At 66.5% G+C, this 26787-nt stretch carries 26 protein-coding genes; 11 read left to right on the top strand and 15 right to left on the bottom strand.

Annotated features, from left to right (window positions below; translation table 11 throughout):
- Positions 1–272, bottom strand: a 272-nt coding sequence (locus DMX06_RS26475) for a hypothetical protein (RefSeq protein ID WP_220037420.1), incomplete at its 3' end; no start/stop codon positions are given.
- Between DMX06_RS26475 and DMX06_RS24920 the strand changes: the two genes are divergently transcribed.
- From DMX06_RS24920 to DMX06_RS24885, 8 genes are all read left to right on the top strand, one after another.
- Positions 265–1287 (top strand): LacI family DNA-binding transcriptional regulator, encoded by a 1023-nt coding sequence (locus tag DMX06_RS24920; RefSeq protein ID WP_110739820.1) that lies wholly within the window; start codon positions 265–267, stop codon positions 1285–1287. The genes DMX06_RS26475 and DMX06_RS24920 overlap by 8 nt on opposite strands.
- Before the next feature lie 73 nt (positions 1288–1360).
- Positions 1361–2131: a sugar phosphate isomerase/epimerase family protein gene (locus DMX06_RS24915; RefSeq protein ID WP_110739819.1), complete on the top strand. Its 771-nt coding sequence runs from the start codon at positions 1361–1363 to the stop codon at positions 2129–2131.
- Positions 2124–3083: a sugar kinase gene (locus DMX06_RS24910; RefSeq protein WP_110739818.1), complete on the top strand. Its 960-nt coding sequence runs from the start codon at positions 2124–2126 to the stop codon at positions 3081–3083. The genes DMX06_RS24915 and DMX06_RS24910 overlap by 8 nt, the downstream gene beginning before the upstream one ends.
- A gap of 58 nt (positions 3084–3141) precedes the next feature.
- On the top strand, positions 3142–4419 hold the full coding sequence (locus tag DMX06_RS24905) for an MFS transporter (RefSeq protein ID WP_110739817.1): 1278 nt from the start codon (positions 3142–3144) through the stop codon (positions 4417–4419).
- A 10-nt stretch (positions 4420–4429) separates the two neighbouring features.
- Positions 4430–5416 carry a 2-hydroxyacid dehydrogenase gene (locus DMX06_RS24900; RefSeq protein ID WP_110739816.1) on the top strand — a complete coding sequence of 329 codons (987 nt, stop codon included), beginning with the start codon at positions 4430–4432 and terminating at the stop codon, positions 5414–5416.
- Between the two features lie 202 nt (positions 5417–5618).
- Positions 5619–6365, top strand: a complete 747-nt coding sequence (locus DMX06_RS24895; protein WP_110739815.1) for a gluconate 2-dehydrogenase subunit 3 family protein — start codon at positions 5619–5621, stop codon at positions 6363–6365.
- 3 nt (positions 6366–6368) lie between these two features.
- Positions 6369–8156: a GMC family oxidoreductase gene (locus tag DMX06_RS24890; RefSeq protein ID WP_110739814.1), complete on the top strand. Its 1788-nt coding sequence runs from the start codon at positions 6369–6371 to the stop codon at positions 8154–8156.
- Positions 8157–8167: 11 nt separating this feature from the next.
- Positions 8168–9481: a cytochrome c gene (locus tag DMX06_RS24885; RefSeq protein WP_110739813.1), complete on the top strand. Its 1314-nt coding sequence runs from the start codon at positions 8168–8170 to the stop codon at positions 9479–9481.
- A gap of 151 nt (positions 9482–9632) precedes the next feature.
- Here DMX06_RS24885 and DMX06_RS24880 read toward each other — a convergent pair whose 3' ends face one another.
- The 3 genes from DMX06_RS24880 to DMX06_RS24875 all read right to left on the bottom strand — a co-directional run bounded on the left by DMX06_RS24880 (position 9633) and on the right by DMX06_RS24875 (position 11094).
- The gene (locus DMX06_RS24880) at positions 9633–9962 is read right to left on the bottom strand and encodes a hypothetical protein (protein WP_110739812.1); all 330 of its coding nucleotides are present in this window, start codon (positions 9960–9962) and stop codon (positions 9633–9635) included.
- A gap of 74 nt (positions 9963–10036) precedes the next feature.
- Entirely contained in the window at positions 10037–10198 is a 162-nt protein-coding gene (locus tag DMX06_RS26410) for a hypothetical protein (protein ID WP_181427897.1), read from the bottom strand.
- A gap of 80 nt (positions 10199–10278) precedes the next feature.
- Positions 10279–11094, bottom strand: a complete 816-nt coding sequence (locus tag DMX06_RS24875) for a sulfite exporter TauE/SafE family protein (RefSeq protein ID WP_110739811.1) — start codon at positions 11092–11094, stop codon at positions 10279–10281.
- A 108-nt stretch (positions 11095–11202) separates the two neighbouring features.
- On the opposite strand from DMX06_RS24875, the gene DMX06_RS24870 reads away from it, so the two are divergent.
- Both DMX06_RS24870 and DMX06_RS24865 read left to right on the top strand, forming a co-directional pair.
- Positions 11203–11970 (top strand): AraC family transcriptional regulator, encoded by a 768-nt coding sequence (locus tag DMX06_RS24870; protein ID WP_110739810.1) that lies wholly within the window; start codon positions 11203–11205, stop codon positions 11968–11970.
- Between the two features lie 79 nt (positions 11971–12049).
- Complete coding sequence (locus DMX06_RS24865) at positions 12050–12799, top strand: FadR/GntR family transcriptional regulator (protein WP_110739809.1); 750 nt, start codon at positions 12050–12052, stop codon at positions 12797–12799.
- A 50-nt stretch (positions 12800–12849) separates the two neighbouring features.
- Here the strand turns inward: DMX06_RS24865 and DMX06_RS24860 are convergent, their stop codons facing one another.
- The 11 genes from DMX06_RS24860 to DMX06_RS24805 all read right to left on the bottom strand — a co-directional run bounded on the left by DMX06_RS24860 (position 12850) and on the right by DMX06_RS24805 (position 25671).
- Positions 12850–14430, bottom strand: a complete 1581-nt coding sequence (locus tag DMX06_RS24860) for an aldehyde dehydrogenase (NADP(+)) (RefSeq protein ID WP_110739808.1) — start codon at positions 14428–14430, stop codon at positions 12850–12852.
- Between the two features lie 99 nt (positions 14431–14529).
- Positions 14530–16083, bottom strand: coding sequence for a galactarate dehydratase (garD, locus tag DMX06_RS24855; RefSeq protein ID WP_110739807.1), 1554 nt, complete (start codon positions 16081–16083; stop codon positions 14530–14532).
- 78 nt (positions 16084–16161) lie between these two features.
- Positions 16162–17517: an MFS transporter gene (locus tag DMX06_RS24850; RefSeq protein ID WP_110739806.1), complete on the bottom strand. Its 1356-nt coding sequence runs from the start codon at positions 17515–17517 to the stop codon at positions 16162–16164.
- A gap of 102 nt (positions 17518–17619) precedes the next feature.
- Positions 17620–18531: a 5-dehydro-4-deoxyglucarate dehydratase gene (kdgD, locus tag DMX06_RS24845; protein WP_110739805.1), complete on the bottom strand. Its 912-nt coding sequence runs from the start codon at positions 18529–18531 to the stop codon at positions 17620–17622.
- A 488-nt stretch (positions 18532–19019) separates the two neighbouring features.
- Positions 19020–19829 carry a gamma-glutamyl-gamma-aminobutyrate hydrolase family protein gene (locus tag DMX06_RS24835; protein WP_110739803.1) on the bottom strand — a complete coding sequence of 270 codons (810 nt, stop codon included), beginning with the start codon at positions 19827–19829 and terminating at the stop codon, positions 19020–19022.
- A 562-nt stretch (positions 19830–20391) separates the two neighbouring features.
- Positions 20392–21174 carry an amino acid ABC transporter ATP-binding protein gene (locus DMX06_RS24830; RefSeq protein ID WP_110739802.1) on the bottom strand — a complete coding sequence of 261 codons (783 nt, stop codon included), beginning with the start codon at positions 21172–21174 and terminating at the stop codon, positions 20392–20394.
- Positions 21175–21197: 23 nt separating this feature from the next.
- Complete coding sequence (locus DMX06_RS24825; RefSeq protein WP_110739801.1) at positions 21198–22442, bottom strand: NAD(P)/FAD-dependent oxidoreductase; 1245 nt, start codon at positions 22440–22442, stop codon at positions 21198–21200.
- Positions 22443–22458: 16 nt separating this feature from the next.
- A complete protein-coding gene (locus tag DMX06_RS24820; RefSeq protein WP_110739800.1) occupies positions 22459–23169 on the bottom strand; it encodes an ABC transporter permease in 711 nt (236 codons plus the stop codon).
- Positions 23166–23885, bottom strand: coding sequence for an ABC transporter permease (locus DMX06_RS24815; protein ID WP_110739799.1), 720 nt, complete (start codon positions 23883–23885; stop codon positions 23166–23168). Before DMX06_RS24815 ends, DMX06_RS24820 begins: the two co-directional genes overlap by 4 nt.
- A gap of 134 nt (positions 23886–24019) precedes the next feature.
- A complete protein-coding gene (locus DMX06_RS24810; protein WP_110739798.1) occupies positions 24020–24772 on the bottom strand; it encodes a transporter substrate-binding domain-containing protein in 753 nt (250 codons plus the stop codon).
- A gap of 26 nt (positions 24773–24798) precedes the next feature.
- Positions 24799–25671: a MurR/RpiR family transcriptional regulator gene (locus tag DMX06_RS24805; RefSeq protein WP_110739797.1), complete on the bottom strand. Its 873-nt coding sequence runs from the start codon at positions 25669–25671 to the stop codon at positions 24799–24801.
- A 143-nt stretch (positions 25672–25814) separates the two neighbouring features.
- Here DMX06_RS24805 and DMX06_RS24800 point away from each other — a divergent pair.
- Positions 25815–26787, top strand: a 973-nt coding sequence (locus DMX06_RS24800; protein ID WP_110739821.1) for an Ldh family oxidoreductase, incomplete at its 3' end; no start/stop codon positions are given.

Below are 26787 nucleotides of genomic sequence, written 5' to 3'. Positions count from 1 at the left end.
ATATCCCCCATCCCCATACCAGCCAGCATCAAGAACAGACTGATCCTAAACAGTGCGGTCATGGCCATCTCCAGGGCAAGGCGAGCGAACTCCGAGGAGCCACCATAACCCCCGGCGCCCCCCGACACAGCGACAGAGAATGCGTTTGGCACTGAATCCGCCCGCTTTGGCAGAAAGCCCATCACTTGACGCCACCCCCCATCCCTGATTTCATTGAAACCGTTTTCATCAACCCTGCAAAAGCACAAACAAGAAGGAAACAGGGTGAACAAAGAGCCAGCTCCCGCCCGCGGGCGGGTCACCATCAGCGAGGTAGCCAAGGCCGCCGGCGTTTCCAAGGCGACGGTCTCGCGCTACATGGGCGAAGACAGGCAACTGCTCGCCGAAGCCACCGCGCAACGCATCGAGGCCGTCGTCGAACGCCTCGGCTACCGCCCCAACCGCATGGCCAGTGCCCTCAAGCGCGGCCGCACCGGGCTGATCGGCATGCTCCTGGCGGACATCCGCAACCCCTACTCGGTGGCGGTGATGCACGGCGTCGAGACCGCCTGCCGTCAGCACGGCTACAGCCTGGTGGTGTGCAACACCGACTACGATGACGACCAGGAGCGCAGCCACCTGCAGGCTTTGCAGTCGTACAACGTCGACGGCCTGATCGTGAACACCCTCGGCCACCGCGCCGATGAACTGGCCAAGCTGGCCCGCGACCTGCCGATGGTGTTGGTCGACCGGCAACTGGCCGGTCTGTCAGTCGACCTGGTGGGGTTGGACAACTCCGACGCCGTCGGACAGGCCCTGGATCATCTGCAGCGTTGCGGTTATCGCGACATCCTCGCGGTGACCGAGCCGCTCGACGGCACCAGCTCCCGCCAGGAGCGGGTCGACGCCTTCCAGGCTTCCATCGCCAGGCGTCGTGGCTTGCGTGGGCAGGTGCTGGAGGTGGGCGCGGACCTGCCGGAGCAGCTGGGCAGCTTCATCGCCGGGGCAGGGCACGGCCCGCAGGCGCTGTTCACCTGCAACGGCGTTGCCACCCTGGAGGTGGTAAGCGTGCTGCACGCCCGCGGCGGGACGTTGTTCCAGGATGTGGGCCTGCTGGCGCTGGACGAACTGGACTGGTACCCGCTGGTGGGCAGCGGCATCACCGCCCTGGCCCAACCCACCGGGCGGATCGGTGCCGCAGCGTTCCAGTGCCTGCTGGAACGCCTGCAAGGCAGCGGTTCGCCGGCCCGGCGGCTGGATTTGCAAGCCGAGCTGATCCCGCGAGGTTCGACCCGAACACAAATATGACGGCGTCGTTGACGCCGTTGTTGCTGGCAAAAAATGAAACCGGTTTCATCTACAAGAACAAGGACCACCACGCATGCAAACCCCCACTGTTTCCATCAGTCTGTCGAGTTTTGGTGCCGATGCCGTGCGGCGTCGGGGCCAGGCCAGCTACCTGCCGTTGCTGGCCGCCGCCGGTGCGCGGCGGGTGGAATGGCGCGAGGAACTGTTCGACGCCGCGCCCGATGCCGCCACCCTGGCCAACCTGGCCGCCGAACATGGCCTGCAAAGCCTTTACTCCACGCCACTTGAGCTATGGCGCGAGGATGGCAGCCTGGAACCGGCCATCGCCCAGCGATTGCAACTGGCAAGCGAGATCGGCGCGGTGGCGCTGAAGGTGTCGCTGGGGCATTACCAGGCCGGCTGTGACCTGCGGGCCCTGGCGCCATTGCTGGGACACAAGACGGCGCTGTACGTGGAGAACGACCAGACGCCTTACGGCGGCCGACTGCAAACCCTGGAAAGATTCTTTCGCCAGGCGCAGGAGCAGGGCGTGGCGCCGGGCATGACCTTCGATATCGGCAACTGGTACTGGCACGACGAATCGCCGCTGCTTGCGGCACAACTGCTGGGCCGTTGGGTGCGCTATGTGCACTGCAAGGCCGTGGCCCGGCGAGCCGACGGGCGCCTGGTCGCGGTCGTGCCCCAGGCGCTCGACCTGGCTCAGTGGCGCGAACTGATGACGCATTTTGCCCCGGATCTGCCGCGGGCCATCGAATACCCCCTGGCCGGTGACGACCTGCTGGCGCTGACCGCGCGGCAGGTCGCGCAACTGGCGCAGCTGGAAGGGCAGGTGTGCCATGGCTGAGCGCGACGTCCTGTGTTTCGGTGAGACCATGGCCATGTTCGTGGCCGCGCAGCCGGGCGAGTTGGCCCAGGTCGAGGGGTTCGGCAAGCGCATCGCCGGTGCCGACAGCAACGTGGCCATCGGCCTGGCGCGCCTGGGGCTGGGGGTGCGCTGGCTGAGCCGGGTCGGCAACGATTCGCTCGGTGCCTTTGTGCTCGACACCCTGCGCCAGGAAGGGCTGGACTGTTCGAGCGTCGAGATCGATGACGAGCACCCCACCGGGTTCCAGCTCAAGGAGCGCTGCGATGACGGCCGCGATCCGCAGGTCGAGTATTTCCGCCGAGGTTCGGCGGCCAGCCGGCTCTCGCCGGCCCAGGTGAAGCCCGCGTTGCTGGAGGTCCGACACCTGCACGCCACCGGTATTGCGCCGGCCTTGTCGACCAGCTGCCGCGCCCTCTGCCACCAGTTGCTGGACGACATGCGCGCCCGTGGCCGCAGCATTTCCTTCGACCCCAACCTGCGCCCCTCGCTGTGGCCGGACCGCCAGACCATGGTGCACGAGATCAACGCCCTGGCATTCAAGTCCGACTGGGTCCTGCCTGGGCTTGAGGAGGGCCGCCTACTCAGCGGACGCCAGTCGCCGCAGGCCATCGCCGAGTTCTATCTCGAGCAGGGCGTGCAATGCGTCGCCATCAAGCTCGGTGCCGAAGGTGCCTACTGGCGTGACGCCCAGGGCGAGCACGGAGTGGTTCCTGGTTTTCCAGTGGCCCGCGTGGTGGACACCGTGGGCGCGGGCGACGCCTTCGCCGTCGGCGTGATCAGCGCCTTGCTCGAGGGCCTGCCGCTGCGCCGGGCCGTGGCCCGGGGCAATTGGTGCGGCAGCCGGGCGGTACAGAGCCGGGGCGACATGGAAGGCCTGCCGCAACGCCATGAACTGGACCTGCACGAACACGCTTCGCTCCAACCACGCTGAATCGCCGGACCGTCCGGCACCTGATGTGACAAGAACAACAAGACCAGGAGATTCCCCCATGCAGCTCGATCGACTCGCTCCCAGACGCTGGTGGTACATCATGCCCATCGTCTTCATCACCTACAGCCTGGCCTACCTCGACCGGGCCAACTATGGCTTCGCCGCCGCTTCGGGCATGGCCGACGACCTGAAGATCACCCCGGCGCTGTCATCGCTGCTCGGCGCGCTGTTCTTCCTCGGCTACTTTTTCTTCCAGGTCCCGGGCGCCCTCTATGCGCAGAAGCGCAGCGTGAAGAAGCTGATCTTCGCCAGCCTGATCCTCTGGGGCGGCCTGGCGACGCTGACCGGCGTGGTCCACGACGTCTACCTGCTGATCGTCATCCGCTTCCTGCTGGGTGTGGTGGAGGCGGCGGTGATGCCGGCCATGCTCATCTACCTCTGCCACTGGTTCACCCGCGCCGAGCGCTCGCGGGCCAACACTTTCCTGATCCTCGGCAACCCGGTGACCATCCTGTGGATGTCGGTGGTCTCGGGCTACCTGGTGCAGCAGTTCGACTGGCGCTGGATGTTCATCATCGAGGGTGCGCCGGCGATCCTCTGGGCCTTCATCTGGTGGCGCCTGGTGGATGACCGCCCGGAGCAGGCCAAGTGGCTGGACGCCAGCGAGAAGGCGGCGCTGCGCGAGGCGCTGGACGCCGAGCAACAGGGCATCAAGCCGGTGAAGAACTACCGCGAGGCGTTCCGCTCGCCCACGGTGCTGATCCTGTCGCTGCAATATTTCTGCTGGAGCATCGGCGTGTACGGCTTTGTCCTCTGGCTGCCATCGATCCTCAAGCAGGCGGCGGCGCTGGACATCGTCACCGCCGGCTGGCTGTCGGCGGTGCCGTACCTGGGGGCGGTGGTGGCCATGCTCGGCGTGTCCTGGGCCTCGGACCGCCTGCAGAAGCGCAAGCGCTTCGTCTGGCCACCGCTGCTGATCGCCGCGCTGGCGTTCTATGGCTCGTACAGCCTGGGCACCGAACATTTCTGGTGGTCCTACGCCTTGCTGGTGATCGCCGGGGCCTGCATGTACGCGCCGTACGGGCCGTTCTTCGCCATCGTGCCCGAGCTGCTGCCAGCCAACGTCGCCGGGGGCGCCATGGCGCTGATCAACAGCATGGGCGCGCTGGGCTCGTTTTCCGGCTCGTGGCTGGTGGGCTACCTCAATGGCGCCACCGGCGGCCCCGGCGCCTCCTATCTGTTCATGTGCGCGGCGCTGCTGCTGGCCGTGGCCCTGACCGCCGTTCTCAATCCCTTGCAACAGACACGCCGGCAAAGCCTGGCGCCCAGCCGATAGGTACCGTGCAATGAAGAAACGCATCGTCCTCTACAAACGTCTCTCCGACGCACTCATGGGCCGTCTGCAGGCGCACGCCGAGGTCACCCTGGTCGAATCGCCCAGTGCTGACGGCCTCGCCCGGCTGCGCGCGGCGCTGCCGGGCGCCCACGGGCTGCTCGGCGCCAGCTTGCGTCTGGACGCCCCCTTGCTCGACCTGGCGCCGCAGCTGGAGGTGGTCTCCAGCGTCTCGGTCGGCGTCGACAACTACGACATCGACGCTTTCAATCAGCGCGGCGTGCTGCTGACCAACACCCCCGATGTGCTCACCGAAACTACCGCCGACACCGGCTTCGCCCTGATCCTGGCCTGTGCCCGGCGGGTCGTCGAGCTAGACGGCTGGATCCGCGCCGGTCACTGGCAGGCGGGCATCGGGCCGGCGCAGTTTGGTTGCGACGTGCAGGGCAAGACCCTGGGCATCGTCGGCATGGGGCGCATCGGCGAAGCCCTGGCCCGCCGCGCGCATGCCGGCTTCGGCATGCGCGTGCTGTACCACACCCGCCAGCCGCGGCCCGAGGTGGAGGCGCGGTTCGCCGCCGCGCATCGCAGCCTGGAGGCATTGCTGGCCGAATCCGATTTCGTCTGCCTGTGTCTGCCGTTGACCGCCGCGACCGAGAACCTGATCGGCGCGCCACAGTTGGCGCTGATGAAGCCCTCGGCGATCCTGGTGAACATCTCCCGCGGCCGGGTGCTGGACGAGCCGGCATTGTTCCAGGCCCTGGCCGAGCGGCGCATTCGCGGCGCCGGCCTGGACGTGTTCGTGCGCGAGCCGTTGCCGGTCGACTCACCGTTGCTGCGACTGGACAACCTGGTGGTGACGCCGCACATCGGCTCGGCCACCGAGGAAACCCGCGAGGCCATGGCCCGTTGCGCGGTGGACAACCTGCTGGCGGCCCTGGCCGGCGAGCGACCGCAGAACCTGGTCAACCCACTTGCCTGGTCGCGGCGAAACCCATGAACGGGGCGAGCACTGCGCTCGCCCCGTGTTTGCCATAACAACAGCCCTTGCCCGATTCGAAATCCCGGGGTCGCACCGCGACCCTTTGGCAAAACAAGGCCGCTCCGTCGAGACAGCGCTGTCTCGGCCCGTGGCCCCGGGATCTTCATCGGTGAAAAGGGCGACGATTTCCGTATGACCTGATCAACAGAGAGACATCCTCATGTCCAAGGACCAACCCGCCTCCGTGCAACCGGCGCGCCGGGCGTTCCTGCGCCAATCCCTGACCCTGATCCCGGTGGCGACCCTCGCCAGCACGGGACTGGGCGGCGCAGTGCTCGCCGACAGCGCCACCCCGGTATCTGCCGAACCGGCCCGAGCGGCCCCGGCACGGGCCTACCAGCCAAGCTTCTTCACCCAGCAGGAGTGGGCTTTCGTCGGCGCCGCCGTGGCCGTGCTCATCCCCGCCGACGCCCTTGGCCCCGGCGCGGTCGAAGCCGGCGTACCCGAGTTCATCGACCGTCAGCTCAACACCCGCTACGGCAGCGGCGGGCTGTGGTACATGCAGGGGCCATTCCACCCCGACGCGCCCAGCGAGCTGGGCTACCAGCTCAGGCTCAGCCCCCAGGAGATCTACCGGCTGGGCATCGCCGAAACCGACACCTGGTGCCAGGTGCAGTTCGGCAAGGCATTTGCCCAGCTCGGCCTTGAACAACAGCAGCAGGTGCTCGAGGCCCTGGACGGCGGCAAGCTGGCCTTTGCCTCGGTGCCGGCAGCCACCTTCCTCGGCATGCTCTGGCTCAACACCCGCGAGGGTTTTTTCAGTGACCCCCTGCACGGCGGCAACCAGGGCCTGGCCGGCTGGAAGCTGGTCGGATTCCCCGGCGCCCGCGCCGACTTCATGGACTGGGTGGAGCGCGACGAGCGCTATCCCTTCCCACCAGTGTCCATCAGCGGCGAGCGAGGTTGAGCCATGAGCCAAGTGATGAAGAAAGTCGATGTGGTCATCGTCGGGTTCGGCTGGGCCGGGGCGATCATGGCCAAGGAACTGACCGAGGCCGGCCTGCAGGTGCTGGCCCTGGAGCGTGGCCCGGCCCGCGACACCTACCCGGACGGCGTCTACCCGCAGACCATGGACGAGCTGACCTACAACTCGCGCAAGAAGCTGTTCATGGACATCTCCCGCGAGACAGTGACCTTGCGTCACAGCGTCAACGATGTGGCCGTGCCGTACCGCCAGTTCGGCGCCTTCCTGCCCGGCACCGGCACGGGCGGGGCGGGGCTGCACTGGTCCGGCGTGCATTTTCGTGTCGACCCGGTGGAGCTGCGCCTGCGCAGCCACTATGAGGAGCGCTACGGCAAGCGATTCATTCCCGAGGGCATGACCATCCAGGACTTCGGCGTGAGCTACGAAGAGCTGGAGCCGTACTTCGATTTCGCCGAGAAAGTGTTCGGCACCTCCGGCACGGCCTGGTCGATCAAGGGCCAGGTGGTGGGCCGCGACAAGGGCGGCAATCCGTTCGCCGCCGACCGCTCCAGCGACTTCCCGCTGACGGCGCAGAAGAACACCGTGTCGGCGCAACTGTTCGAGAAGGCCGCCCGCGAGGTCGGCTACCACCCCTACAACCTGCCGTCAGCCAATACTTCCGGGCCGTACACCAACCCCTACGGCGCTCAGATGGGGCCGTGCAACTTCTGCGGATACTGCAGTGGCTACGCCTGCTACATGTACTCCAAGGCCTCGCCCAATGTGAACATCCTCCCGGCCCTGCGCCAGGTGCCGAACTTCGAGCTGCGCAACAACGCCCATGTGCTGCGGGTCAACCTGACCGCCGACAAGCGCCTGGCCACCGGCGTGACCTACGTCGACAGCCAGGGGCGCGAGGTGGAGCAACCGGCCGACCTGGTGATCCTCGGCGCGTTCCAGTACAACAACGTACGCCTGATGCTGCTTTCGGGCATCGGCAAGCCCTACGACCCGGTGAGCAACGAAGGGGTGGTCGGACGCAACTTCGCCTACCAGAACATCTCCACCGTGACCGCGTTCTTCGACCGCGACAGCCACCACACCAACCCGTTCATCGGCGCCGGCGGCAACGGCGTGGCGGTGGACGACTTCAACGCCGACAACTTCGACCATGGCCCGCACGGCTTCGTCGGCGGTTCGCCGTTCTGGGTCAACCAGGCCGGCGCCAAGCCGATCTCCGGCACCAAGGTGCCGCCGGGCACGCCGAAGTGGGGCAGTGGCTGGAAGGCCGCGGTGGCCGACAGCTACCGGCATATGCTGTCGATGGACGCCCATGGCGCGCACCAGTCCTACCGCGACAACTACCTCGACCTGGACCCGGTGTACAAGGATGCCTACGGCTTGCCTCTGCTGCGCATGACCTTCGACTGGAAGGACAACGACGTGAAGATGAACCGCTTCATGGTCGAGCGCATGGGCAAGATCGCCGAAGCAATGGGGCCCAAGGCGATCAGCGCGGGCAAGAAAGCGTTCGGCCAGCACTTCGACGCCTCCACCTACCAGACCACCCACCTCAACGGTGGCGCGATCATGGGCACCGATCCCAAGACCAGTGCGCTCAATCGCTACCTGCAGTGCTGGGATGTGCACAACGTGTTCGTCCCCGGCGCCTCGGCCTTCCCCCAGGGCCTGGGCTACAACCCCACCGGCCTGGTGGCGGCACTGACCTACTGGTCGGCGCGGGCGATCCGCGAGCGCTACCTGAAGAACCCCGGTCCACTGGTTCAGGCATGAGGAAAGCCAACATGAAGACATTGCTCATCGCCATGCTGGGCCTGGGCGCCAGTACCTTGCTGCAGGCCGCCGACGCGGTGGACCCGGCGCAGGTCAGGCAAGGCGAATACCTGGCCCGCGCCGGCGACTGCGTGGCCTGCCACACCGCCAAGGGCGGCAAGCCGTTCGCCGGCGGGCTGCCCATGGAAACGCCCATCGGCACCCTGTACTCCACCAATATCACGCCCCACGCCAGCGGTATCGGCCAGTACAGCTACGAGGACTTCGAACGCGCCGTGCGCCAGGGCATCGGCAAGGACGGCGGCACGCTGTACCCGGCCATGCCGTACCCATCCTACGCCCGGGTCAGCGACCAGGACATGCAGGCGCTCTACGCCTACTTCATGCACGGTGTGCAGCCGGTGGAGCAGCACAACAAGGACAGCGACATCCCCTGGCCGCTGAGCATGCGCTGGCCGCTGGCGTTCTGGCGTGGGTTGTTCGCGCCGCCGGTCAAACCGTTCGAAGCTGCCGGGCGCGATCCGCTGGTGGCGCGCGGCGCCTACCTGGTCGAAGGGTTGGGACACTGCGGCGCGTGCCACACGCCGCGGGCGCTGACCATGCAGGAAAAAGCCCTGGATGCCGGCGACGGCGCGGCGTTCCTGTCCGGCAGCGCGCCCCTGGAGGGCTGGATCGCCAAGAGCCTGCGCGGTGACCACAAGGATGGCCTGGGCAGCTGGGACGAGGCGCAGATCGTCGCCTTCCTCAAGACCGGGCGCAACGAGCGCACCGCGGTGTTCGGCGGCATGAGCGATGTGGTCGAGCACAGCATGCAGTACATGAGCGACGCCGACCTGACCGCCATCGCCCGCTACCTCAAGACCTTGCCGCCGGTGAACCCGGACGACAAACCGTTCCACGAGGACCGCGCCGTCGCCCAGGCGCTATGGCAGGGCAACGACGGCAAGACCGGCGCGGCGCTCTATGTTGACAACTGTGGCGCTTGCCACCGTACTGATGGCAAGGGCTACGCCCGGGTGTTCCCGGCGCTGGCCGGCAACCCGGTGGTGCAGGGTGAGGATGCCACCTCGCTGATCCATATCGTGCTCGAGGGCGCGACCCTGCCGGCCACGGCGACGGCGCCTTCGACCTTCAGCATGCCGGGCTTCGGCTGGCGGCTGTCGGACCAGCAGGTGGCCGATGTGGTCAACTTCATCCGCAGCAGCTGGGGCAACCAGGCGGCGGGGGTGAGTGCAGGGCAGGTGGCGCAGATGCGCAAGGTGGCACCTGTGCCGCTCAAGGCGGAGTCGCTGATCAGTGACACGACGGGAATCGTGGAGCCCTGATGGTCCGACGGGGACGCTTGGCGTCCCCTTTGGGCTTGAATCATTGAATTTCCAAGAAGCTGGCGTATGACAACACAGTCTCGAAATGACATTAACTAATTCTCATAAATAAGATTAGTTAATGCTCATAAATTATTGATTAATAGGAATTTTATCTTTTTGCTACTGCATGCTGCACGCACTGCTCGTAATACGTCTGCTTGATTGCCGTGGGCTTGAGCCGCGACCGGCTGTTGTAGGTCTGCTCGGTAATGCCGAACGCCGTCATACGCATCCATGGCTTGGCAAACTTGCGCACCTGCAGCTTCTTGCGCGTGGCGTAGAGGGTGACCCCGGAAAGCTTGGCCTGCTGCGCCTCGGCGGCTATCTGCGCGCCCCAGCCGCACACCTGGCGATCGTTCTGGCTCAGTGCCCGGGCCTGGGCGCCGAAGGCGGCGGTGGCCAGCAGGCAGCCGGCCACAGTTGCTAGAATCATTCGCATGTTGCTGTCCTAAGCATCTGAAGGAAAACAAAGTTTGCCTTTGCTTCCGATACCTGGGGGCCAGCAGTTTGCCGTCAGACGATGGCCATTTGCAGGCCGTCGTGCTGGCGCGTGCGCAGCGACTGCAGGGCCAAGGCCGCGATCCACAGCACGCCGACGCCGTAGTCAAGGCGCTGGGAGAGACCGAACAGTTCACCGCCGTGCATCGCCTTGGCCATCAACACCACGGTGCCCACCGCCAGCACCGCGCTCAGCAGCGACCCCCAGGCCAGCGCTGGAGATCAGCCTACCGCGTCGTTGTGGCCATTCGCCAGTCTCAGCGGCCATTAACCAGCATCACCAACAGCACGCAGGCCAGCAGCGCCAGGTAGGCCCGGGCGTGCACGCTGTCGGGGATGCGTCCGAGCAGCGGCGCGGCCAGGTGCATGCCGAGCCAGGCGCCGACGGTCATCACCAGGGCCGCGCGCAGGTCGATGAAGCCCAGCACGCCGGGGCCAAGGTCAAGCGGGTTGGCCGGCAGCAGCGCATAGACCAGCGTGGCCGCCAGCGCCATGGGCAGTGACAACGGGTTGGCCATGGCCGTGGCGGTGCGCATGCTGGCGCCGCGACGGCGCATCAAGGGTACGGTCATCACGCTGCCGCCCACCCCGAGCAACGCCGCCAGTGCGCCTATGGGTACGCCGACCAGGGTGGCGCCGGCACTGCCAAGGGGGGCCAGACGATGTTCGCCAGCGCGTACGAAGCCCGGACGCAGCCAGGCGTCCAGCAGGCTCAGCGCCAAGTAGGCGATGAACAGCCAGCGCAACCAGGCGCTGGCCACGTACATCGCCGCCCAGGCCCCGAGCAGCGCGCCCAGGGCGATGGCCGGCGTCAGTGGCCGCACCAGGTCCCAGCGCAGGCTGCCCGCGCGGTGATGACGCCAGGTGGCCAGGGCGCTACTGAAGATCATCACAGTGGCCGAGGTGGCCACGGCGATCTGCATGGCGTGCTGGGCCACGGCCGTCCCCGCGCCATGGCTGGCCAGCAGCAGGGCATAGAACAGCGGCACGGCGAAGAAGCCGCCGCCGAAGCCGAACAGCAAGGTGGTGACGCCGGCGCACAGGCCGAACAGTCCAAGCAGGGGATAGAGCATGGGGCAGGCCTCGGGCCAGGGTTGAGGCTGTCAGGGTAGGGGCCTGCCCCTTGGCTGGCTTACGCAAGCTGGCCAATAATCATCGTGTTTTGGCCAGAGCCTTCTATCATGCGCAATGTTCCCCTGTCCCAGGTCGATGCCTTCCCGCGTACGGTGCTGGCCATCGCCACCGACTATCCACCCGATACCCTGCTGCCCAGGCATGTCCATCGGCGGGCGCAGTTCCTGTATGGCATGAGCGGGCTGATGGAGGTGCTGACCGATGACGGCGCCTGGGTCATCCCGCCCGGCAGCGGGGTGTGGATTCCGCCCGGCAAGCCGCACCAGGTGCGCATGCGCGGGGTAAGCACCCGCAGCCTGTACATCGAGCCGACAACGCTGCCCAGGTCGGGCAGCGTGTGCGAGGCACTGCGGGTCGGGCCGCTGCTGCACCAGCTGTTGCTGGCCAGCGCCGAGGTGCCGGCCCTGCATGACGAGGCGGGGCGCGATGGTCTGCTGCTGCGGTTAGTGCTGCATGAGCTGGGCCAGGCCGAGCGCCTGCCGCTGTTCGCGCCGCTGCCGGCCGAGCCGCGCCTGGCGGCCTTGTGCGCGGCATTGCTGGCACAGCCGTCTATCCATACCCGTGCCGAGGATTGGGCACGACAGCTGAACTGGAGCCCGCGTACCTTCAGCCGACGCTTTCGCGAGCAGACCGGACTGTCGTTCGGCCAGTGGCGCCAGCAGGCCTGCCTGATGGCTGCGGTGACGCGGCTGGCTACCGGCGAGGCGGTGACCACCATCGCCCTGGACCTGGGCTATGAAAGCCCCAGCGCGTTTTCCAGCCTGTACCGGCGAGTCATGGGCCAGCCGCCGTCGACGGCACGCCAGGGCCTATGAAAACCCCGTTGCATGTATGTGATCGTACAACTGCTTGCGCTATCATCACGCCTGTCTTCCACAACCAGACATACAGGGCATGACAGAGCAGCAGGTACAGGCACGGATCCGGCGCAAGCCGCGCAGTCTGGCCCAGGAACTGGTCACGGTGCTGACCGAGCGCATCCGCAGCGGCCAACTCAAGCGTGGCGACAAGCTGCCTACCGAATCGCAGATCATGGCCGAGGAGGGGGTCAGCCGCACCGTGGTGCGCGAGGCGATCTCGCGGCTGCAGGCCGCCGGCCAGGTCGAGACCCGCCACGGCATCGGCACCTTTGTGCTGGACGCGCCGAGCACCGGGGGTTTTCGGATCGATCCGGCGACCATCGTCACCCTGCGCGAAGTGCTGGCGGTGCTGGAACTGCGCATCGCCCTGGAGATCGAGGCCGCAGGCCTGGCCGCCCAGCGCCGAGGTGACGAGGAACTGGCCGGCATGCGCGCGGCGCTGGACGAGCTCAACGAGGGCGCGGCCCATGCCTCGGATGCAGTGTCGGCGGACTTCCAGTTCCACCTGCGCATTGCCCAGGCCAGCGGCAATCACTATTTCGCCGACATCATCAACCACCTGGGCACCAGCATCATCCCGCGCACCCGGCTCAACTCCGCACGCCTGGCCCATGACGACCAGGCGCACTACATGAGCCGGCTGATGCATGAGCACGAGGCGATCTACGAGGCCATCGCCCGGCGCGACAGCGAAGGCGCCAAGATGGCCATGCGCATGCACCTGAGCAACAGCCGGGAACGCCTGCGCCAGGCCCATGAAGAGGCCGAAGCGCAAAGGGGCTGATCACCTTGATAGGGGCTGCGTAGCAGCCCCAAGTGACGCTGTCAGGGCACTCAAATCGCCTCATCCGACCACTGACCATTCACCAAGCGCCGCAGCCCCAACGGGTTGCCATCGCGCAAAGCCTGCGGCAGCAGCGCCTGCGGGTAGTTCTGGTAACACACCGGGCGCAGGAAACGATCGATGGCCAGGGTGCCGACCGAAGTGCCACGGGCATCCGAGGTCGCCGGGTAAGGCCCGCCATGGACCATGGCGTCGCACACCTCGACGCCGGTCGGGTAGCCATTGACCAGGATCCGCCCGACCTTCTCCTCCAGCAGCGGCACCAGCCAGGCAAAGGCTTCGAGGTCTTCTGGCTCGCCGATCAGCGTGGCGGTCAGCTGGCCGCGCAGGCCGAGCAGGGCGGCGCGCAGTTGCTCGCGGTCGCTGACTTCGACGGCCACCGTGGCCGGGCCGAACACTTCTTCCTGCAGCAGTGGGTCGGCGTCCAGCAGCAGGCGGACGTCGGCCTTGAACAGCTGAGCCCGGGCCTGGTCGCCTTGTTGCGCCTGGCCGGCCAGGTGCTGGATTCCGGCATGGGCGTGCAAGTGTTCCAGGCCGGCGACATAGCTGCGCAGGCCGCCGGTGTTGAGCAAGGTCTGGCCAGCCTGTTGGTCCAGATGCTGGCCCAGGTCATTCAGCAACTGGCTGAAGCCGGGCGACTGCAGACCGATCAGCATCCCCGGGTTGGTGCAGAACTGCCCGGCACCCAGGCACACGGATCCGGCCAGCTCGCGGGCGATGGCCTCGCCGCGCTTGGCCAGCGCGGCCGGAAGGATGACCACCGGGTTGATGCTGGACATCTCGGCGAATACCGGGATCGGTTGTGCACGCTCGGCAGCCATGCGGCAAAGGGCATCGCCGCCCTTGAGCGAGCCGGTGAAGCCCACCGCCTGGATGGCCGGGTGCTTGACCAGCCACTCGCCGACACCGCCACCGAACACCATGTTGAACACGCCCTTGGGCATGCCGGTGCGTTCGGCAGCGCGCAGGATGGCGCAGGCCACCAGGTCGGCGGTGGCCATGTGGCCACTGTGGGCCTTGAACACCACCGGGCAGCCGGCGGCCAGGGCCGCGGCGGTGTCGCCGCCGGCGGTGGAGAAGGCCAGCGGGAAGTTGCTGGCGCCGAACACCGCCACCGGGCCGACGCCGATGCGCATCTGGCGGATGTCCACCCGTGGCAGCGGCTGGCGCTCGGGCTGCGCCAGGTCGATGCGCGCACCGAGGAAGTCGCCGCGGCGCAGTACCTGGGCGAACAGGCGCATCTGCCCGCTGGTGCGGCCGCGTTCGCCCTGGATACGGGCGGCGGGCAGGGCGGTTTCGCGGCAGACGATGGCCACGAAGCTGTCATCAAGTTCGTCCAGTTCGGCGGCGATCGCCTCAAGGAATTCGGCGCGGCGTGCCGGGGGGAGCTGGCGGAATTCGCCGAAGGCACTGGCCGCGGCGCGGGCGGCGCGGTCTACCTCACCTTCGGTGGCCTGGGCGAAGCTGTAGGGCAGTGCTTCGCCGGTGGTGGCGTCCAGGCTCTGCAGGCGTTGCGGACCGACGGCACTGCGTAGGCCGGCGATGAAGTTGTGGCCGAGGATATTGGGCATGGAAACTCCTGGATGAGTGATGAGCCAGGGCGTGGGAGCGGCCTTGTCCCGCGATTGCATCATCGCGGGGCAAGCCCGCTCCCACGCCACCTGTGTCGTTCAGGTGATCGGTGCTGGATTGAACAGGGTGATGTCGTTGTGCAGGCCATGCTGCTCGGCCCAGGTCCGCTTGCGGCCGCTGGCCACATCGAGGTAGTAGTGGAACAGCTCCCAGCCCAGGTCCTCGATGCTCGACCGGCCACTGGCGATGCGCCCGGCGTCGATGTCGATCAGGTCTGGCCAGCGCTGGGCCAGTTCGCTGCGGGTGCACACCTTGACCACCGGTGCCATGGCCAGGCCGTAGGGCGTGCCGCGGCCGGTGGTGAACACATGCAGGTTCATCCCGGCGGCCAGCTGCAAGGTGCCGCAGACGAAGTCGCTGGCCGGGGTGGCGCAGAAGATCAGGCCCTTGCGCGTAACCCGCTCGCCCGGGCCGAGCACGCCCTGGATGGCGCCGCTGCCGGATTTGACGATCGAACCCAGGGATTTTTCCACGATGTTGGACAAGCCGCCTTTCTTGTTGCCCGGCGTGGTGTTGGCGCTGCGGTCCGCCGCGCCCTGTTGCAGGTAGCGGTCGTACCAGTCCATCTCGCGCACCAGCGCCTCGGCGACTTCCGGCGTTTCGGCGCGGGAGGTGAGCATGTAGATGGCGTCGCGTACCTCGGTGACTTCCGAGAACAGTACCGTGGCCCCGGCGCGCACCAGCAGGTCGGCGGCATGGCCCAGGGCGGGGTTGGCGGTGATCCCGGAAAAGGCGTCGCTGCCGCCGCATTGCATGCCCAGGATCAGCTCGCTGGCCGGCACGGTTACGCGGCGGCGCTGGTCGAGCTTGCGCAGGCGGGTTTCGGCCAGGGCCATGATCTGCTCGATCATCTCGACGAAGCCCAGCGAGGCGTCCTGCAGGCGGTACAGCCAGGGTTCGCTGAGGTCTACCGACGGGTCGTCCTGGTGCATCACCTGACCGGCCTGGAGTTTTTCGCAGCCCAGGCTTATGACCAGCGCCTCGCCGCCCAGGTTGGGGTTGCGCGCCAGGTTGCGCACGGTGCGGATCGGGATGTAGGCATCGCGGGCGTTGATCGCCACGCCGCAGCCGTAGCTGTGGGTGAGGGCGACCACATCGTCGACGTTGGGGTACTTGGGCAACAGTTCGTTGCGGATGCGTTTTACCGCGTGGTCGAGCACGCCGGTCACGCACTGTACGGTGGTGGTGATGCCGAGGATGTTGCGGGTGCCGACGGTGCCGTCGGCATTGCGGTAACCCTCGAAGGTGAAGCCTTCGAGCGGCGCCTGCGCGGCGGGCACGGCGTCGCAGCGCGGCAGGCTGTCGAGTTCGGGCGCGGCCGGCATCGCCAGTTGATCCTCCTTGACCCAGCTGCCCTGGCGCAGGTCTTCCAGGGCATGGCCGATGACCTGGCCATAGCGGCGAACCGCCTCGCCCCGGCGGATATCCACGGTGGCGACCTTGTGGCTTTGCGGCACGCCCTCGACCAGGGTCAGGCCGTCGGCGAAGCGCGCGCCTTCGCCCAGGCCGCCGTCGTTGACCACCACCACGACATTGTCGTCGGGGTGCAGGCGCACGTAGCGGGGCGACTCGGAATGTTCGATCAACTGCATGGTCAGGCCCTTCTTGTCGTTTCTTTCAGGCTTCTTGTACGGCGGCCGGTGCCCGGCCGGGGCGCCGGCGTGTTTGACTCAATGACGCGAAGCGGCAAGTTCAGCGGTGGAGGCCGCAGCCTGCTTCGGGTCGTCCTTGAGCTCGATGCGCTTGATCGGGCCGACGATCACCAGGTAGCTGAACACGGCCACCAGGGCATTGGCACCCACGTATACCAGGGCCCACTTGAACGAGCCGGTGGCACTGATGATGTAGCCGATGACGATCGGCGTGGTGATCGAGGCGATGTTGCCGAAGGTGTTGAACAGCCCGCCCGACAGCCCGGCGATCTGCTTGGGCGAGGTGTCGGCGACCACCGCCCAGCCCAGCGCGCCGATGCCCTTGCCGAAGAACGCCAGGGTCATGAAACCGACCACCATCCATTCGGCCTCGACGTAGTTGCAGAAGACCATGGTGGTTGACAGCAGCAGGCCGCAGACGATCGGCAGCTTGCGCGAGAAGGTCAGCGAGTTGCCCCGGCGCAGCAGCCAGTCCGACAGCACGCCGCCGAGCACGCCGCCGATGAAGCCGCATACCGCCGGCAGCGAGGCGATGAAGCCGGCCTTGAGGATGGTCATGCCGCGTTCCTGCACCAGGTACACCGGGAACCAGGTGAGGAAAAAGTAGGTGATGGCGTTGATGCAGTACTGGCCCAGGTAGACGCCCAGCAGCATGCGGCTGGTCAGCAGTTGCTTGATGTAGCCCCATTTCGGGCCGTCGTTGCCGCGCTTCTGGTCCATGTCCACCAGACCGCCGTTTCGCTCGATGTGCTCGAGTTCTGCGGCACCGATGCGCGGGTGCTGGCGCGGGTTGTAGATGGTCTTCAGCCACACCGCCGAGAACACGATGCCCAGCGCGCCCATCACCACGAACACATGTTCCCAGCCGAAGGTGAAGACGATCCAGCCCATGATCGGCGCGAACAGCGCGGTGGCGAAGTACTGCGCCGAGTTGAAGATCGCCGAGGCGGTGCCGCGCTCTTGCGTCGGGAACCAGGCCGCGACGATCCGGGCGTTGCCGGGGAACGACGGCGCTTCGGCGAAGCCGACCAGAAAACGCAGGGTGAACAGGGTGACGACCGCCCAGGCCACCGGCAGGCCGCCGACGAAGCCCTGCAGCAGGGTGAACAGCGACCAGGTGAAGATGCTGAAGGCATAGACGTTCTTCGAGCCGAAGCGGTCGAGCAGCCAGCCGCCGGGGATCTGCCCGGCCACGTAGGCCCAGCCGAAGGCGGAGAAGATGTAGCCGAGGGTGACCGCATCGATGCCCAGGTCTTTCTGCAGGCTGGAGCCGGCGATGGCGATGGTGGCTCGGTCGGCGTAATTGATGGTGGTCACCAGGAACAGCATCAACAGGATCAGGTAGCGCACATGCGTCTTTTTCGTCGCTTGCATGCTGATTACTCCCACTCATTATTTTTATACGGGGATCGGTTGTAGGCCGGAGCAGGGCGGCCCTGCTCCGGCGGCGGCATCGGCAGGCCGCAGGAAGCTCGCTTACTGCGGGCCCATCTTGTCCATCAGCGCGGCGAGCATCTCGTACTCCTGCGTGGTCAGGTCGGTGAGCGGCGTGCGCACGGGGCCGGCGTCATAGCCGGCGATCTTCGCCCCGGCCTTGACGATGCTCACGGCGTAACCGGCCTTGCGATTGCGGATGTCCAGGTACGGCAGGAAGAAGTCGTCGATCAGCTTGGCCACGGTGGCGTGATCGTCGCGGGCGATGGCGTGGTAGAAGTCCATCGCCGTCTTCGGTACGAAGTTGAACACCGCCGAGGAATACACCGGCACACCCAGGGCCTTGTACGCCGCAGCATACACCTCGGCGGTGGGCAGGCCACCGAGGTAGCTGAAGCGATCGCCCAGGCGGCGACGAATCGACACCATCAGCTCGATGTCGCCCAGGCCGTCCTTGTAGCCGATCAGGTTGGGGCAGCGTTCGGCCAGCTTTTCCAGCAGGTCGGCGTTGAGGCGGCAGACATTGCGGTTGTAGACGACGACGCCGATGTTCACGGCCTTGCATACCGCCTCGACATGGGCGGCGACGCCGTCCTGGCTGGCTTCGGTGAGGTAGTGGGGCAGCAGCAGCAGGCCCTTGGCGCCCAGGCGCTCGGCCTCCCTGGCGTATTCGATGGCCTGGCGGGTCGAGCCGCCGACGCCGGCGAGGATCGGCACCGAGGTGGCGCAGGTGTCGACGGCGGTCTTGATCACCTGGCTGTACTCGCTGGCGGCCAGGGAGAAGAACTCACCGGTGCCGCCGGCGGCGAACAGGGCGCTGGCGCCGTAGGGGGCGAGCCATTCCAGGCGCTTGACGTAGCCGACCGGGTTGAAGTCGCCGTGGGTGTCGAAGTCGGTGACGGGGAACGACAGCAGGCCGTGGGAGAGGATGGATTGCAGTTCTTGTGGAGTCATTGTTGTAGGCATCCTGTGGCGCTTGGAGGAGGGAGAACCAAGGTGAGTGGTAAGTTATCGTACAACTATGGCGATGACTAGTCCCCTCTGCACAGAATTTTTGAGTCCTTTTCAGCCATGACAACGCAACCCAGCCCTTAGGGCTGCGTTGTCGAGCAGGGAACGGTCTCCCTGTGGGAGCGGCCTTGTGTCGCGAAAGGGCCGCAGAGCGGCCCCGGCGGTTGGTGCGTCAACTCTCAGACCCTGGGGCCGCTGCGCGCCCCTTTCGCGACACAAGGCCGCTCCTACAAGGGAAAGCGCAAGCCACCGATTACTCGGTAAGGCACTGTTGTCGTATGACTTGCGGGGGAAGAAAAAAGATCGCGGAGACAGGCACAAGCCCGCCGCCCGCTTCCACGGGAGGTGTTCTGGGACCAGCAGAGGGTGACCGGGGAAACGGGGGCGGTATTGCACCGCCCCGCGATCAAAGCTAACGAAGCTTCGGTGGGTCAGGCAGCCTGGTGGTGCTTGACCTGGGACTTGCGGACCTGGGCGCGGCAGGCGTCGCCGAAGGCCTGGAACATCTTGATCGAGTCGGGGTTCTTCGCCGCCTGCCACTCCGGGTGCCACTGCACCGCGAACAGGAAGGGCGAGAGGCTCGGGGCGTGGATTGCCTCGACCAGGCCGTCTTCGGCATGGGCGATCGGCTCGATGCCGGCACCCAGGTTGCGCAGGCCCTGGCCATGCAGCGAGTTGACGCGAATCTCGTCGGTGCCCAGGGTTTCTTGCAGCCAGCTGCCTGGCTTGATCTTCACGCTGTGCACCGGAGCGTACTGGACCTCAACCGGATCTTCCGGGTTTTCCCGGTGGTCGTTGAAGCCTGGCTCGGCGTAGACCTTCTGGTAGATGTCACCGCCCAGGGCGACGTTGATTTCCTGCATGCCGCGGCAGATGCCGAAGATCGGCAAGCCACGCTTGATCGCCGCCTTGACCAGCGGCATGTCGAACAGGTCGCGGTCCTTGTCCTGGCCCTTGCCGGGGGTCTGGTTTTCCTGGCCGTAGAGGGCCGGATCGATGTTGCTGCCGGCACCGGTCAGGTAGACGCCGTCGGCCATGTCCAGGTAGGTCTCGAGGTCTTCGACGCCGCAGCAGGTGGGCACCAGGACCGGGACGCAACCTGCGAACTCGACCAGCGGGGTGATGTATTTGTGGGTCATGACCTGATAGTCATGGCCTTTGCGCTCTTGGCTGCCCATGGTCATCAGGACGACGGGTTTGCGCAGGGAGGGTTGCTTGTTGCCAATGTTGCTGTTGGACATATGTCACCTTGAGACAGGTCATGCCTGTCGTTGTTGTGCAGGCGCACGGCCGGGGCCTTGAGTGCTGCCTGGAGCCCCGAGCACTGCCGGCTCGCCTTGCAGGCGATGTCGGTCGGGGCCTGACTCATAGCTTGCCAGAGCCGTTCGATATGTCAAACGAGTGACGGGGTGTCCAGGCGGCTGTTTTCGGGGGCTTCGGGCCGTCGGGGCCTTTGGTGACAAGGGTTTGGCGGGGGTCTTGGTCAATAATATTTAACGACGCAGTCGGGTCTTTGCATCGGTGCAATGATGGTGTTTGGCAGGGGCGTCCGGGGGAGCTGGCGACTGGGTCTTCATCATTCATTTACGGTGTCGACGGATAGTCACCTTTTCACCTTTACGGTCAGGCCATTCAAGGTATTTGGGTGTGAGGGCTATTGACCGTGCGAGGCCACCGGGTGTCCGCCACCCCCCTTGCAGCGCTCTCGAGATCGAGCGCCGCGCGGGCGGCGCTCGATCTGATAGGCGCTGCAATTCCAACGGCGAGCACCTTGCAAACGAATGCGCCCAGAACTGTGAATCGCTAATGCAGTATCTGCTTCAGGAACGCCTGTGCCCGCGCCGTCCTGGGCTGCCCGAAGAACACCTCCGGCGGGCTGTCCTCGATGATCCGGCCGCCCTCGAGGAACAGCACCCGTTCAGCCACCTGCCGGGCGAAGCCCATTTCGTGGGTGACGCAAAGCATGGTCATGCCGGTGCCGGCCAATTGCACCAGCACATCCAGCACCTCGGCAACCATTTCCGGGTCAAGCGCCGAGGTCGGCTCGTCGAACAGCATGATCCTCGGCTTCATGCACAGCGCCCGGGCGATCGCCACCCGCTGTTGCTGGCCGCCGGACAGCTGGCTGGGGTACTTGTGCGCCTGGTTCTCGATGCCGACCTTGCTCAAATAGAACCGCGCCCGTTCCTCGGCCTCACGGCGCGACAAGCCGCGCACGCTCATCGGCGCCAACAGGCAGTTGTCGAGCACACTCATGTGCGGGAACAGGTTGAAATGCTGGAACACCATGCCGATCTCGCTGCGCACCTGGGCGGCCTGGCGGCCTTTGCTGGCGAGGTCCGTGCCGGCCACGCGGATGCTACCCTGCTGGGCGACCTCCAGGCGGTTGATGCAGCGGATCAGCGTCGACTTGCCCGAGCCCGACGGGCCGCAGAGCACAATGCGTTCGCCCTCGCGCACCGACAGGTCGATATCGTGCAGCACATGGAAGGCGCCGTAGTGCTTGTTCAGGCCCTCGATGCGAATCAGCTCCGGGCGCGGAGCGGGGGCAGGGTGCAGGCTGGCAAGGCTCAAGGGTGCGGTCATCTTGTTGTTCTCCCGCTCAAGGTTCAGTCGAAGCGTGCGGCGCTGTAGGGCGCAGGGTCGGTGAAGGGATGCTCGCCGGTCATCAGCTCCGCCAGCAGGCGGCCGCTGACCGGGCCCAGGGTCAGGCCGTGGTGGGCATGGCCGAAGTTGAACCACAGGTGCTTGTGCAGGGGCGCCGGGCCGATCACCGGGCGCATGTCCGGCAGGCACGGGCGGCGGCCCAGCCAGGGCTTGTCGTCCAGGCGCTCGCCCAGGGCCGGGAACAGCTGGCGCGCCAGGGCCTCGCAGCGGCGTAGCTGGATCTCGTTGGCGGCGGCGTCGCTCGCCGCGAACTCGATGCCGGTGGTCAGGCGCACGCCACGGGCCATCGGCGCCAGGACGTAACCGCCCTGGGTGTCGCAGATCGAATGACCCAGCTCGGCGCCGTCGCGGGTGGCGTAGTGCATGTGGTAGCCGCGCTTGATGCCCAGCGGAAAGCGGTAGCCCAGCCGCTCGTAGAGGTCGGCCGACTGCGGGCCGAGGCAGGCCACCACTTCGTCGGCGGTCACGCTGCCGCGGCGCGTATCCAGCTGCCAGCCGTCCTCGACCTGGAGCAGGCTGCGGGCGTCGCCGTGGAGGAACTGCCCGCCGCGCTGGACGAACAGCGCCGCGTAGCCACGGGTCAGGCCGCCGGGGTTGCTGACCGTCTTCGGGTCGAGCCAGTGGATGCCGCCGATCACGCCACCGTCCAGTTGCTGTTCGCGGGCTTGCAGCTGTTCGCGCTCGAGGATCTCGTACTGCAGGCCGTAACGGGCCAGGCCCCGCAGGTCGCGCTTGGCCTGTTCGAACAGCGCACTGTCACGGTACACCTCGATCCAGCCCTTGGCCTGTACCAGCCCTTGCAGGCCGGCGGCCTCGATCAGTGCATCGTGTTCTTCGACGCTGCGCTGCACCAGCGGCAGCATGTCGGCGGCGGCCTTGGCCAGGCGCCCGGGGGCGGACTGGCGCCAGTAGCTGAGCAGCCAGGGCGCGGCCTTGGGCAGGTGGGTCAGGCTGTAGCGCACGTCGGGCTGGCGGTTCAGTCCATAGCGCAGAAGGGCGCTCCATTGGCGCGGGAAGGCGTAGGGGATCACGCTGGAGCGCTCGATCAGCCCGGCGTTGCCATGGCTGGTGCCGCTGCCCGGTTCGTCGCGGTCGACGAGGATCACCTGGCGTCCGCGGGCCTGCAGGTGCAGGGCGGTGCTGACGCCGACGATGCCGGCTCCCAGGACGATAGTCTGGCAATGCATGAAAGGATTCCTTCAATCAGTTCAGGTGGCGGCCCAGGCGGGCCTCCAGGTGTTTCAAGGTGCGCCGGACCAGCTCGACGATCAGCAGGTAGAGCACCGCCGCCCACAGGTAGATCTGGAAGTCGAAACTGCGCGAGAACGCCAGCTTGGTCACCCCCATCAGGTCGTAGATGGTCACCAGCGAGGCGATGGCGCTGGCCTTGATCATCATGATCAGTTCATTGCCCAGCGGGCCGATGGCCACCAGCAGCGATTGCGGCAGCACCACCTTGAAGAAGGTGGTCGAGCGCTTGAGGTTGAGCGCCTTGGCCGCCTCGTACTGGCCGGGCGCGACGGCCATCAGGCTGGCGCGGAAGATCTCGGCCTGGTACGCGGCGGTGTTGAGGGTGAAGGCGAGCAGGGCGCAGTACCAGGCTTCGCGGAAGAACCACCACAGCCCCAGCTCCTGCCAGAAGCCCTTGAGCGAACCGAGCCCGTAGTACAGCAGGAACAACTGGGCAAGCAGCGGCGAGCCGCGGAAGAAGTACACATAGCCAGCGGCCAGGCGCTGCAGCACGAGGCTCTGCGACATCCGCGCCAGGGCCAGGAGCATGCCCAGCAGCGCGCCGAGGGTGAACGAGATCGCCACCAGTTTGGCGGTTACCAGCAGGCCATCGACGAAGCGCGCGCCGTAGCGCTCCAGCAGGTCGGGGTCGAGCACGTAGGCCAGCAGTTGCTCCGGGCTCATGGGCGGGCTCCTTGCAGATGGCGGTTGCTGCGCCGCTCCAGCAGGGCGAAGACCCTGCCCGACAGCGCCGAGAACAGCAGGTAGACCAGGCAGGCGACGCCGTAGAACAGCATCGGCTCCTTGGTCACGCTGACCGCCAGGTTGGTCTGGCGCATCAGGTCGATCAGCGAGATGGTCGAGACCAGCGAGGTGTCCTTGAGCAGGCTCAGCCAGTTGTTCGACAGCCCCGGCAGGGCGATGCGGGTCAGTTGCGGCAGCACCACCTTGAAGAACCCGGCACGCTTGCCCAGGCCCAGGGCCGCGCAGGCCTCCAGCTGGCCCTTGGGCAGGGTCTTGAAGGCCATCAGCCAGATTTCGCTGGAGAATGCGGCGAACACCAGGCTGAAGGCGGCCATTGCGGCAAGGAAGGTGTTGATCAGCACCTCGCCCTCGTAGCCCAGGACGGCGAGGATCTTCTGCGCGGCGATCTGGCAGCCATAGTAGATGATCAACAGGGTGAGCAGTTCGGGCAGGCCGCGGAACACCGTGGAAAAGGTGGTGGCCCAGGCCCGCGGCAGGCGTTTGCGTGAACGGGCGGCCAGCGCCACCAGCAGGCCCAGCGGCAGGCCGATGGGCAGGCAGGCCAGGGCCAGCGACACGGTCACCAGCGCGCCGGCCAAGAGCGCCTGGCCCCAGCCGCCGCTGGCGAAGGAGAGCAGGGAGAGTTGATCGAGCATGGGTGCATCCTCGAGGTCGGCGGGGCGCATAGCGCCCCGATCGCGACACAAGGCCGCTCCCACAGGGATCGCGCGCGCCCTGTGGGAGCGGCCTTGTGTCGCGAAAGGGCTGCGCAGCAGCCCCAGGATTCGTATCAGTTATAGATATCGAAGGTGAAATACCTGCTCGCGATCTTCTGGTACGTGCCATTGGCCACGATCGCCGCCAGCGCCTCGTTCAGCCGCGTGCGCAGGGCATCATCATCCTTGCGCACGGCAATCGCCGCGTCGGCCTTGGTGCCGTCGACATCGCCGAGGATCTTGCAGCAGTCCTTGCCATTCTTGTTCAGCCATTCGTGCAGCGGAAACTTGTCGGCGATCACCCCGTCCAGGCGCCCGGCGGCAAGGTCCGCGTTGGCCTCGTCCAGGGTCGGGTACAGCTTTACGTCCGCGCCGGCCTTGCCGTACACGTCCTCGGCGTAGATCGCCTGGGTCGAGGCGGACTGGGCACCGACCGTATAGCCATTGAAGTCGGTCTGCGCGTCGCTGATCTTGCTGTCCTTGGCAACCGCCACGGTCAGCGGGGTGCGGTAGTAACGGTCGGTGAAGGCGATCTTGCGGCGGCGCTCCTCGGTGTCGATCATCGAGGCCACCACGGCGTCGTACTTGCGCGCCATCAGCGCCGGGATGATGCCTTCCCAGTCCTGGGCCACCAGGGTGCACTCGACTTTCATCTGCGCGCACAAAGCATGGGTGATGTCGATGTCGAAGCCGTGCAATTTGTTGTCGGCATCGACGTAGTTGAACGGCGGGTAAGCGCCTTCAGTGGCAAAACGCAGGGTCTCGGCACTGGCGCCGGCCGCCAGCAGCAGGGCGCACGCACCCACCACAGCCATGGTTCCTTTCATCTCGCACCTCGGTAGTTGCACTCTTGCTATTGTTGTTTGCCCGCCGGCCACGAGGTGTAGCCGACGAACTCGTTATGTAGAGCGGCAGTTGCTTCCAAGCGTCTTTCAACATCCGGTCCGAGCTTCTTGCAGACCTCGTTGACCATCAGGTGCACCCACGACAGCATGGTCGCGGTGGATTCCCAGAACAGGTTGAATTCGGTGGGGATGCGGAACACCTCGTCGGCGTTGGCATCGGCCCAGTCACAGAAGGTGTCGGTGACCAGGGTCACCGGGATGCCCAACTCGCGGGCCTTGTGGCACAGCTGCAGGGCATGGCGGGAATAGCGGCGCGCCTCGAATACCACCAGCGCACAGTCCTGCGGGCGCCCCAGCAGCACCTCGGCGAAGTGTCCGGCGCTGCCGTCGACCAGTTGCACGCCGTCGCGCAGGTATTGCAGCAGGTGGCTCATGCACATGGCCACGCCGCGTTCGGTCTGAAAGCCTGCGACGAACACCCGGGGTTTTTCCGCCAGGCGCCTGGCGACCTGCTGCCAGGCTTCGCCGCGGCTGTATTCGTGCACGCGCACCAGCGCGGCCATTTCCAGCTCCAGGCTGCCCGAGCGCTGGTCGTCCTCGGGTTGCTGGCGGAACTCCTGCAGGCGGTCGCCCACCAGCCAGGGGCCATCGCCCAGGTCGTTCTGCAGGTCCTGCTTGAGCGCCTTGAGGTGTGCGTAGCCCAATGCGCGGCAGAAGCGGCCGACGCTCGACTCGCTCACGCCCAGCTTGGTGGCGATGCTGGCCGAGGTCTGGAACGGCAGTTCGTGGAGGTTGGCGAGCATGTAGCTGGCGATCTGGCGGCCCGAGGCGGCAGCGGTGTGCAGGCTGCTTTCCAGGCGTTGCTTGATCGATTGGCTCATGGTCGGTTCCGGTTGATTTCTGGCGTGGAAGCCAAAATGGCTGTTTTCTGTCATCAAGTCAATATTTGACAGATAGCTGTCATTGGCGGGAAAGTCTGTGCAGTTGCGCTGTAGCGATTCCAATTCCAAGAAAGGAGCTCCAGATGTCTTCACCTTCCACCGGCTCTGTCGTGCGCGTGCCTTTTACTGAACTGCAAGCGTTGTTGCAGTCGATCTTCGAGCGTCATGGTTGTAGCGCGGCGGTGGCCGCCGTGCTCGCCCACAACTGCGCCAGCGCCCAGCGCGACGGTGCCCACAGCCATGGGGTGTTCCGTATTCCCGGTTATGTCTCGACCCTGGCCAGCGGCTGGGTCGATGGCCGCGCCGAGCCGCAGGTGAGCGACCTTGCACCGGCCTATGTGCGCGTCGATGCCAAGGGTGGTTTTGCCCAGCCGGCCCTGGCCGCGGCCCGCTCGCTGCTGGTGGAGAAGGCGCGCACGGCCGGCATCGCGGTGCTGGCGATCCACAACTCGCACCATTTCGCCGCGCTGTGGCCGGATGTCGAGCCGTTCGCCGACGAGGGCCTGGTGGCCTTGAGCGTGGTCAACAGCATGACCTGCGTGGTGCCACACGGTGCGCGCAAGCCGCTGTTCGGCACCAACCCCATCGCCTTTGCCGCGCCTTGCGCCGGGCATGACCCGATCGTCTTCGACATGGCCACCAGCGCCATGGCCCATGGCGACGTGCAGATCGCCGCACGGGCGGGCGAGCAGCTGCCGCCGGGCATGGGCGTGGACGCCGATGGCCAGCCGACCAGCGACCCCAAGGCGATTCTCGAGGGCGGCGCCTTGCTGCCGTTCGGCGGACACAAGGGCTCGGCGCTGTCGATGATGGTCGAGCTGCTGGCGGCGGCGCTGACGGGAGGCAATTTCTCCTGGGAGTTCGACTGGTCCGGTCACCCGGGAGCCAAAACCCCGTGGACCGGGCAGTTGATCATCGTGATCGACCCGAGCAAGGCCGAAGGCGAGCGCTTTGCGCTGCGCAGCCGCGAACTGGTGGGGCAGATGCAGACAGCCGGGTTGACGCGGATGCCGGGCGAGCGGCGTTATCGCGAGCGTGAAGTGGCCGGGCGGGAAG

This window comes from Pseudomonas mosselii, from assembly GCF_003205295.1.
GTDB classification, from domain to species: Bacteria; Pseudomonadota; Gammaproteobacteria; order Pseudomonadales; family Pseudomonadaceae; genus Aquipseudomonas; species Aquipseudomonas mosselii_B.
This window is presented reverse-complemented; position numbering and strand designations above follow the sequence as displayed.

Excerpts from the sequence above, each read along its gene's own strand:
- DMX06_RS24915 (WP_110739819.1), top strand. The coding sequence starts at position 1,361 with ATGCAAACCCCCACTGTTTCCATCAGTCTGTCGAGTTTTGGTGCCGAT.
- DMX06_RS24910 (WP_110739818.1), top strand. The coding sequence starts at position 2,124 with ATGGCTGAGCGCGACGTCCTGTGTTTCGGTGAGACCATGGCCATGTTC.
- DMX06_RS24905 (WP_110739817.1), top strand. The coding sequence starts at position 3,142 with ATGCAGCTCGATCGACTCGCTCCCAGACGCTGGTGGTACATCATGCCC.
- DMX06_RS24900 (WP_110739816.1), top strand. The coding sequence starts at position 4,430 with ATGAAGAAACGCATCGTCCTCTACAAACGTCTCTCCGACGCACTCATG.
- DMX06_RS24895 (WP_110739815.1), top strand. The coding sequence starts at position 5,619 with ATGTCCAAGGACCAACCCGCCTCCGTGCAACCGGCGCGCCGGGCGTTC.
- DMX06_RS24890 (WP_110739814.1), top strand. The coding sequence starts at position 6,369 with ATGAGCCAAGTGATGAAGAAAGTCGATGTGGTCATCGTCGGGTTCGGC.
- DMX06_RS24885 (WP_110739813.1), top strand. The coding sequence starts at position 8,168 with ATGAAGACATTGCTCATCGCCATGCTGGGCCTGGGCGCCAGTACCTTG.
- DMX06_RS24880 (WP_110739812.1), bottom strand. The coding sequence starts at position 9,962 with ATGCGAATGATTCTAGCAACTGTGGCCGGCTGCCTGCTGGCCACCGCC.
- DMX06_RS24875 (WP_110739811.1), bottom strand. The coding sequence starts at position 11,094 with ATGCTCTATCCCCTGCTTGGACTGTTCGGCCTGTGCGCCGGCGTCACC.
- DMX06_RS24870 (WP_110739810.1), top strand. The coding sequence starts at position 11,203 with ATGCGCAATGTTCCCCTGTCCCAGGTCGATGCCTTCCCGCGTACGGTG.
- DMX06_RS24865 (WP_110739809.1), top strand. The coding sequence starts at position 12,050 with ATGACAGAGCAGCAGGTACAGGCACGGATCCGGCGCAAGCCGCGCAGT.
- DMX06_RS24860 (WP_110739808.1), bottom strand. The coding sequence starts at position 14,430 with ATGCCCAATATCCTCGGCCACAACTTCATCGCCGGCCTACGCAGTGCC.
- garD (WP_110739807.1), bottom strand. The coding sequence starts at position 16,083 with ATGCAGTTGATCGAACATTCCGAGTCGCCCCGCTACGTGCGCCTGCAC.
- DMX06_RS24850 (WP_110739806.1), bottom strand. The coding sequence starts at position 17,517 with ATGCAAGCGACGAAAAAGACGCATGTGCGCTACCTGATCCTGTTGATG.
- kdgD (WP_110739805.1), bottom strand. The coding sequence starts at position 18,531 with ATGACTCCACAAGAACTGCAATCCATCCTCTCCCACGGCCTGCTGTCG.
- DMX06_RS24835 (WP_110739803.1), bottom strand. The coding sequence starts at position 19,829 with ATGTCCAACAGCAACATTGGCAACAAGCAACCCTCCCTGCGCAAACCC.
- DMX06_RS24830 (WP_110739802.1), bottom strand. The coding sequence starts at position 21,174 with ATGACCGCACCCTTGAGCCTTGCCAGCCTGCACCCTGCCCCCGCTCCG.
- DMX06_RS24825 (WP_110739801.1), bottom strand. The coding sequence starts at position 22,442 with ATGCATTGCCAGACTATCGTCCTGGGAGCCGGCATCGTCGGCGTCAGC.
- DMX06_RS24820 (WP_110739800.1), bottom strand. The coding sequence starts at position 23,169 with ATGAGCCCGGAGCAACTGCTGGCCTACGTGCTCGACCCCGACCTGCTG.
- DMX06_RS24815 (WP_110739799.1), bottom strand. The coding sequence starts at position 23,885 with ATGCTCGATCAACTCTCCCTGCTCTCCTTCGCCAGCGGCGGCTGGGGC.
- DMX06_RS24810 (WP_110739798.1), bottom strand. The coding sequence starts at position 24,772 with ATGAAAGGAACCATGGCTGTGGTGGGTGCGTGCGCCCTGCTGCTGGCG.
- DMX06_RS24805 (WP_110739797.1), bottom strand. The coding sequence starts at position 25,671 with ATGAGCCAATCGATCAAGCAACGCCTGGAAAGCAGCCTGCACACCGCT.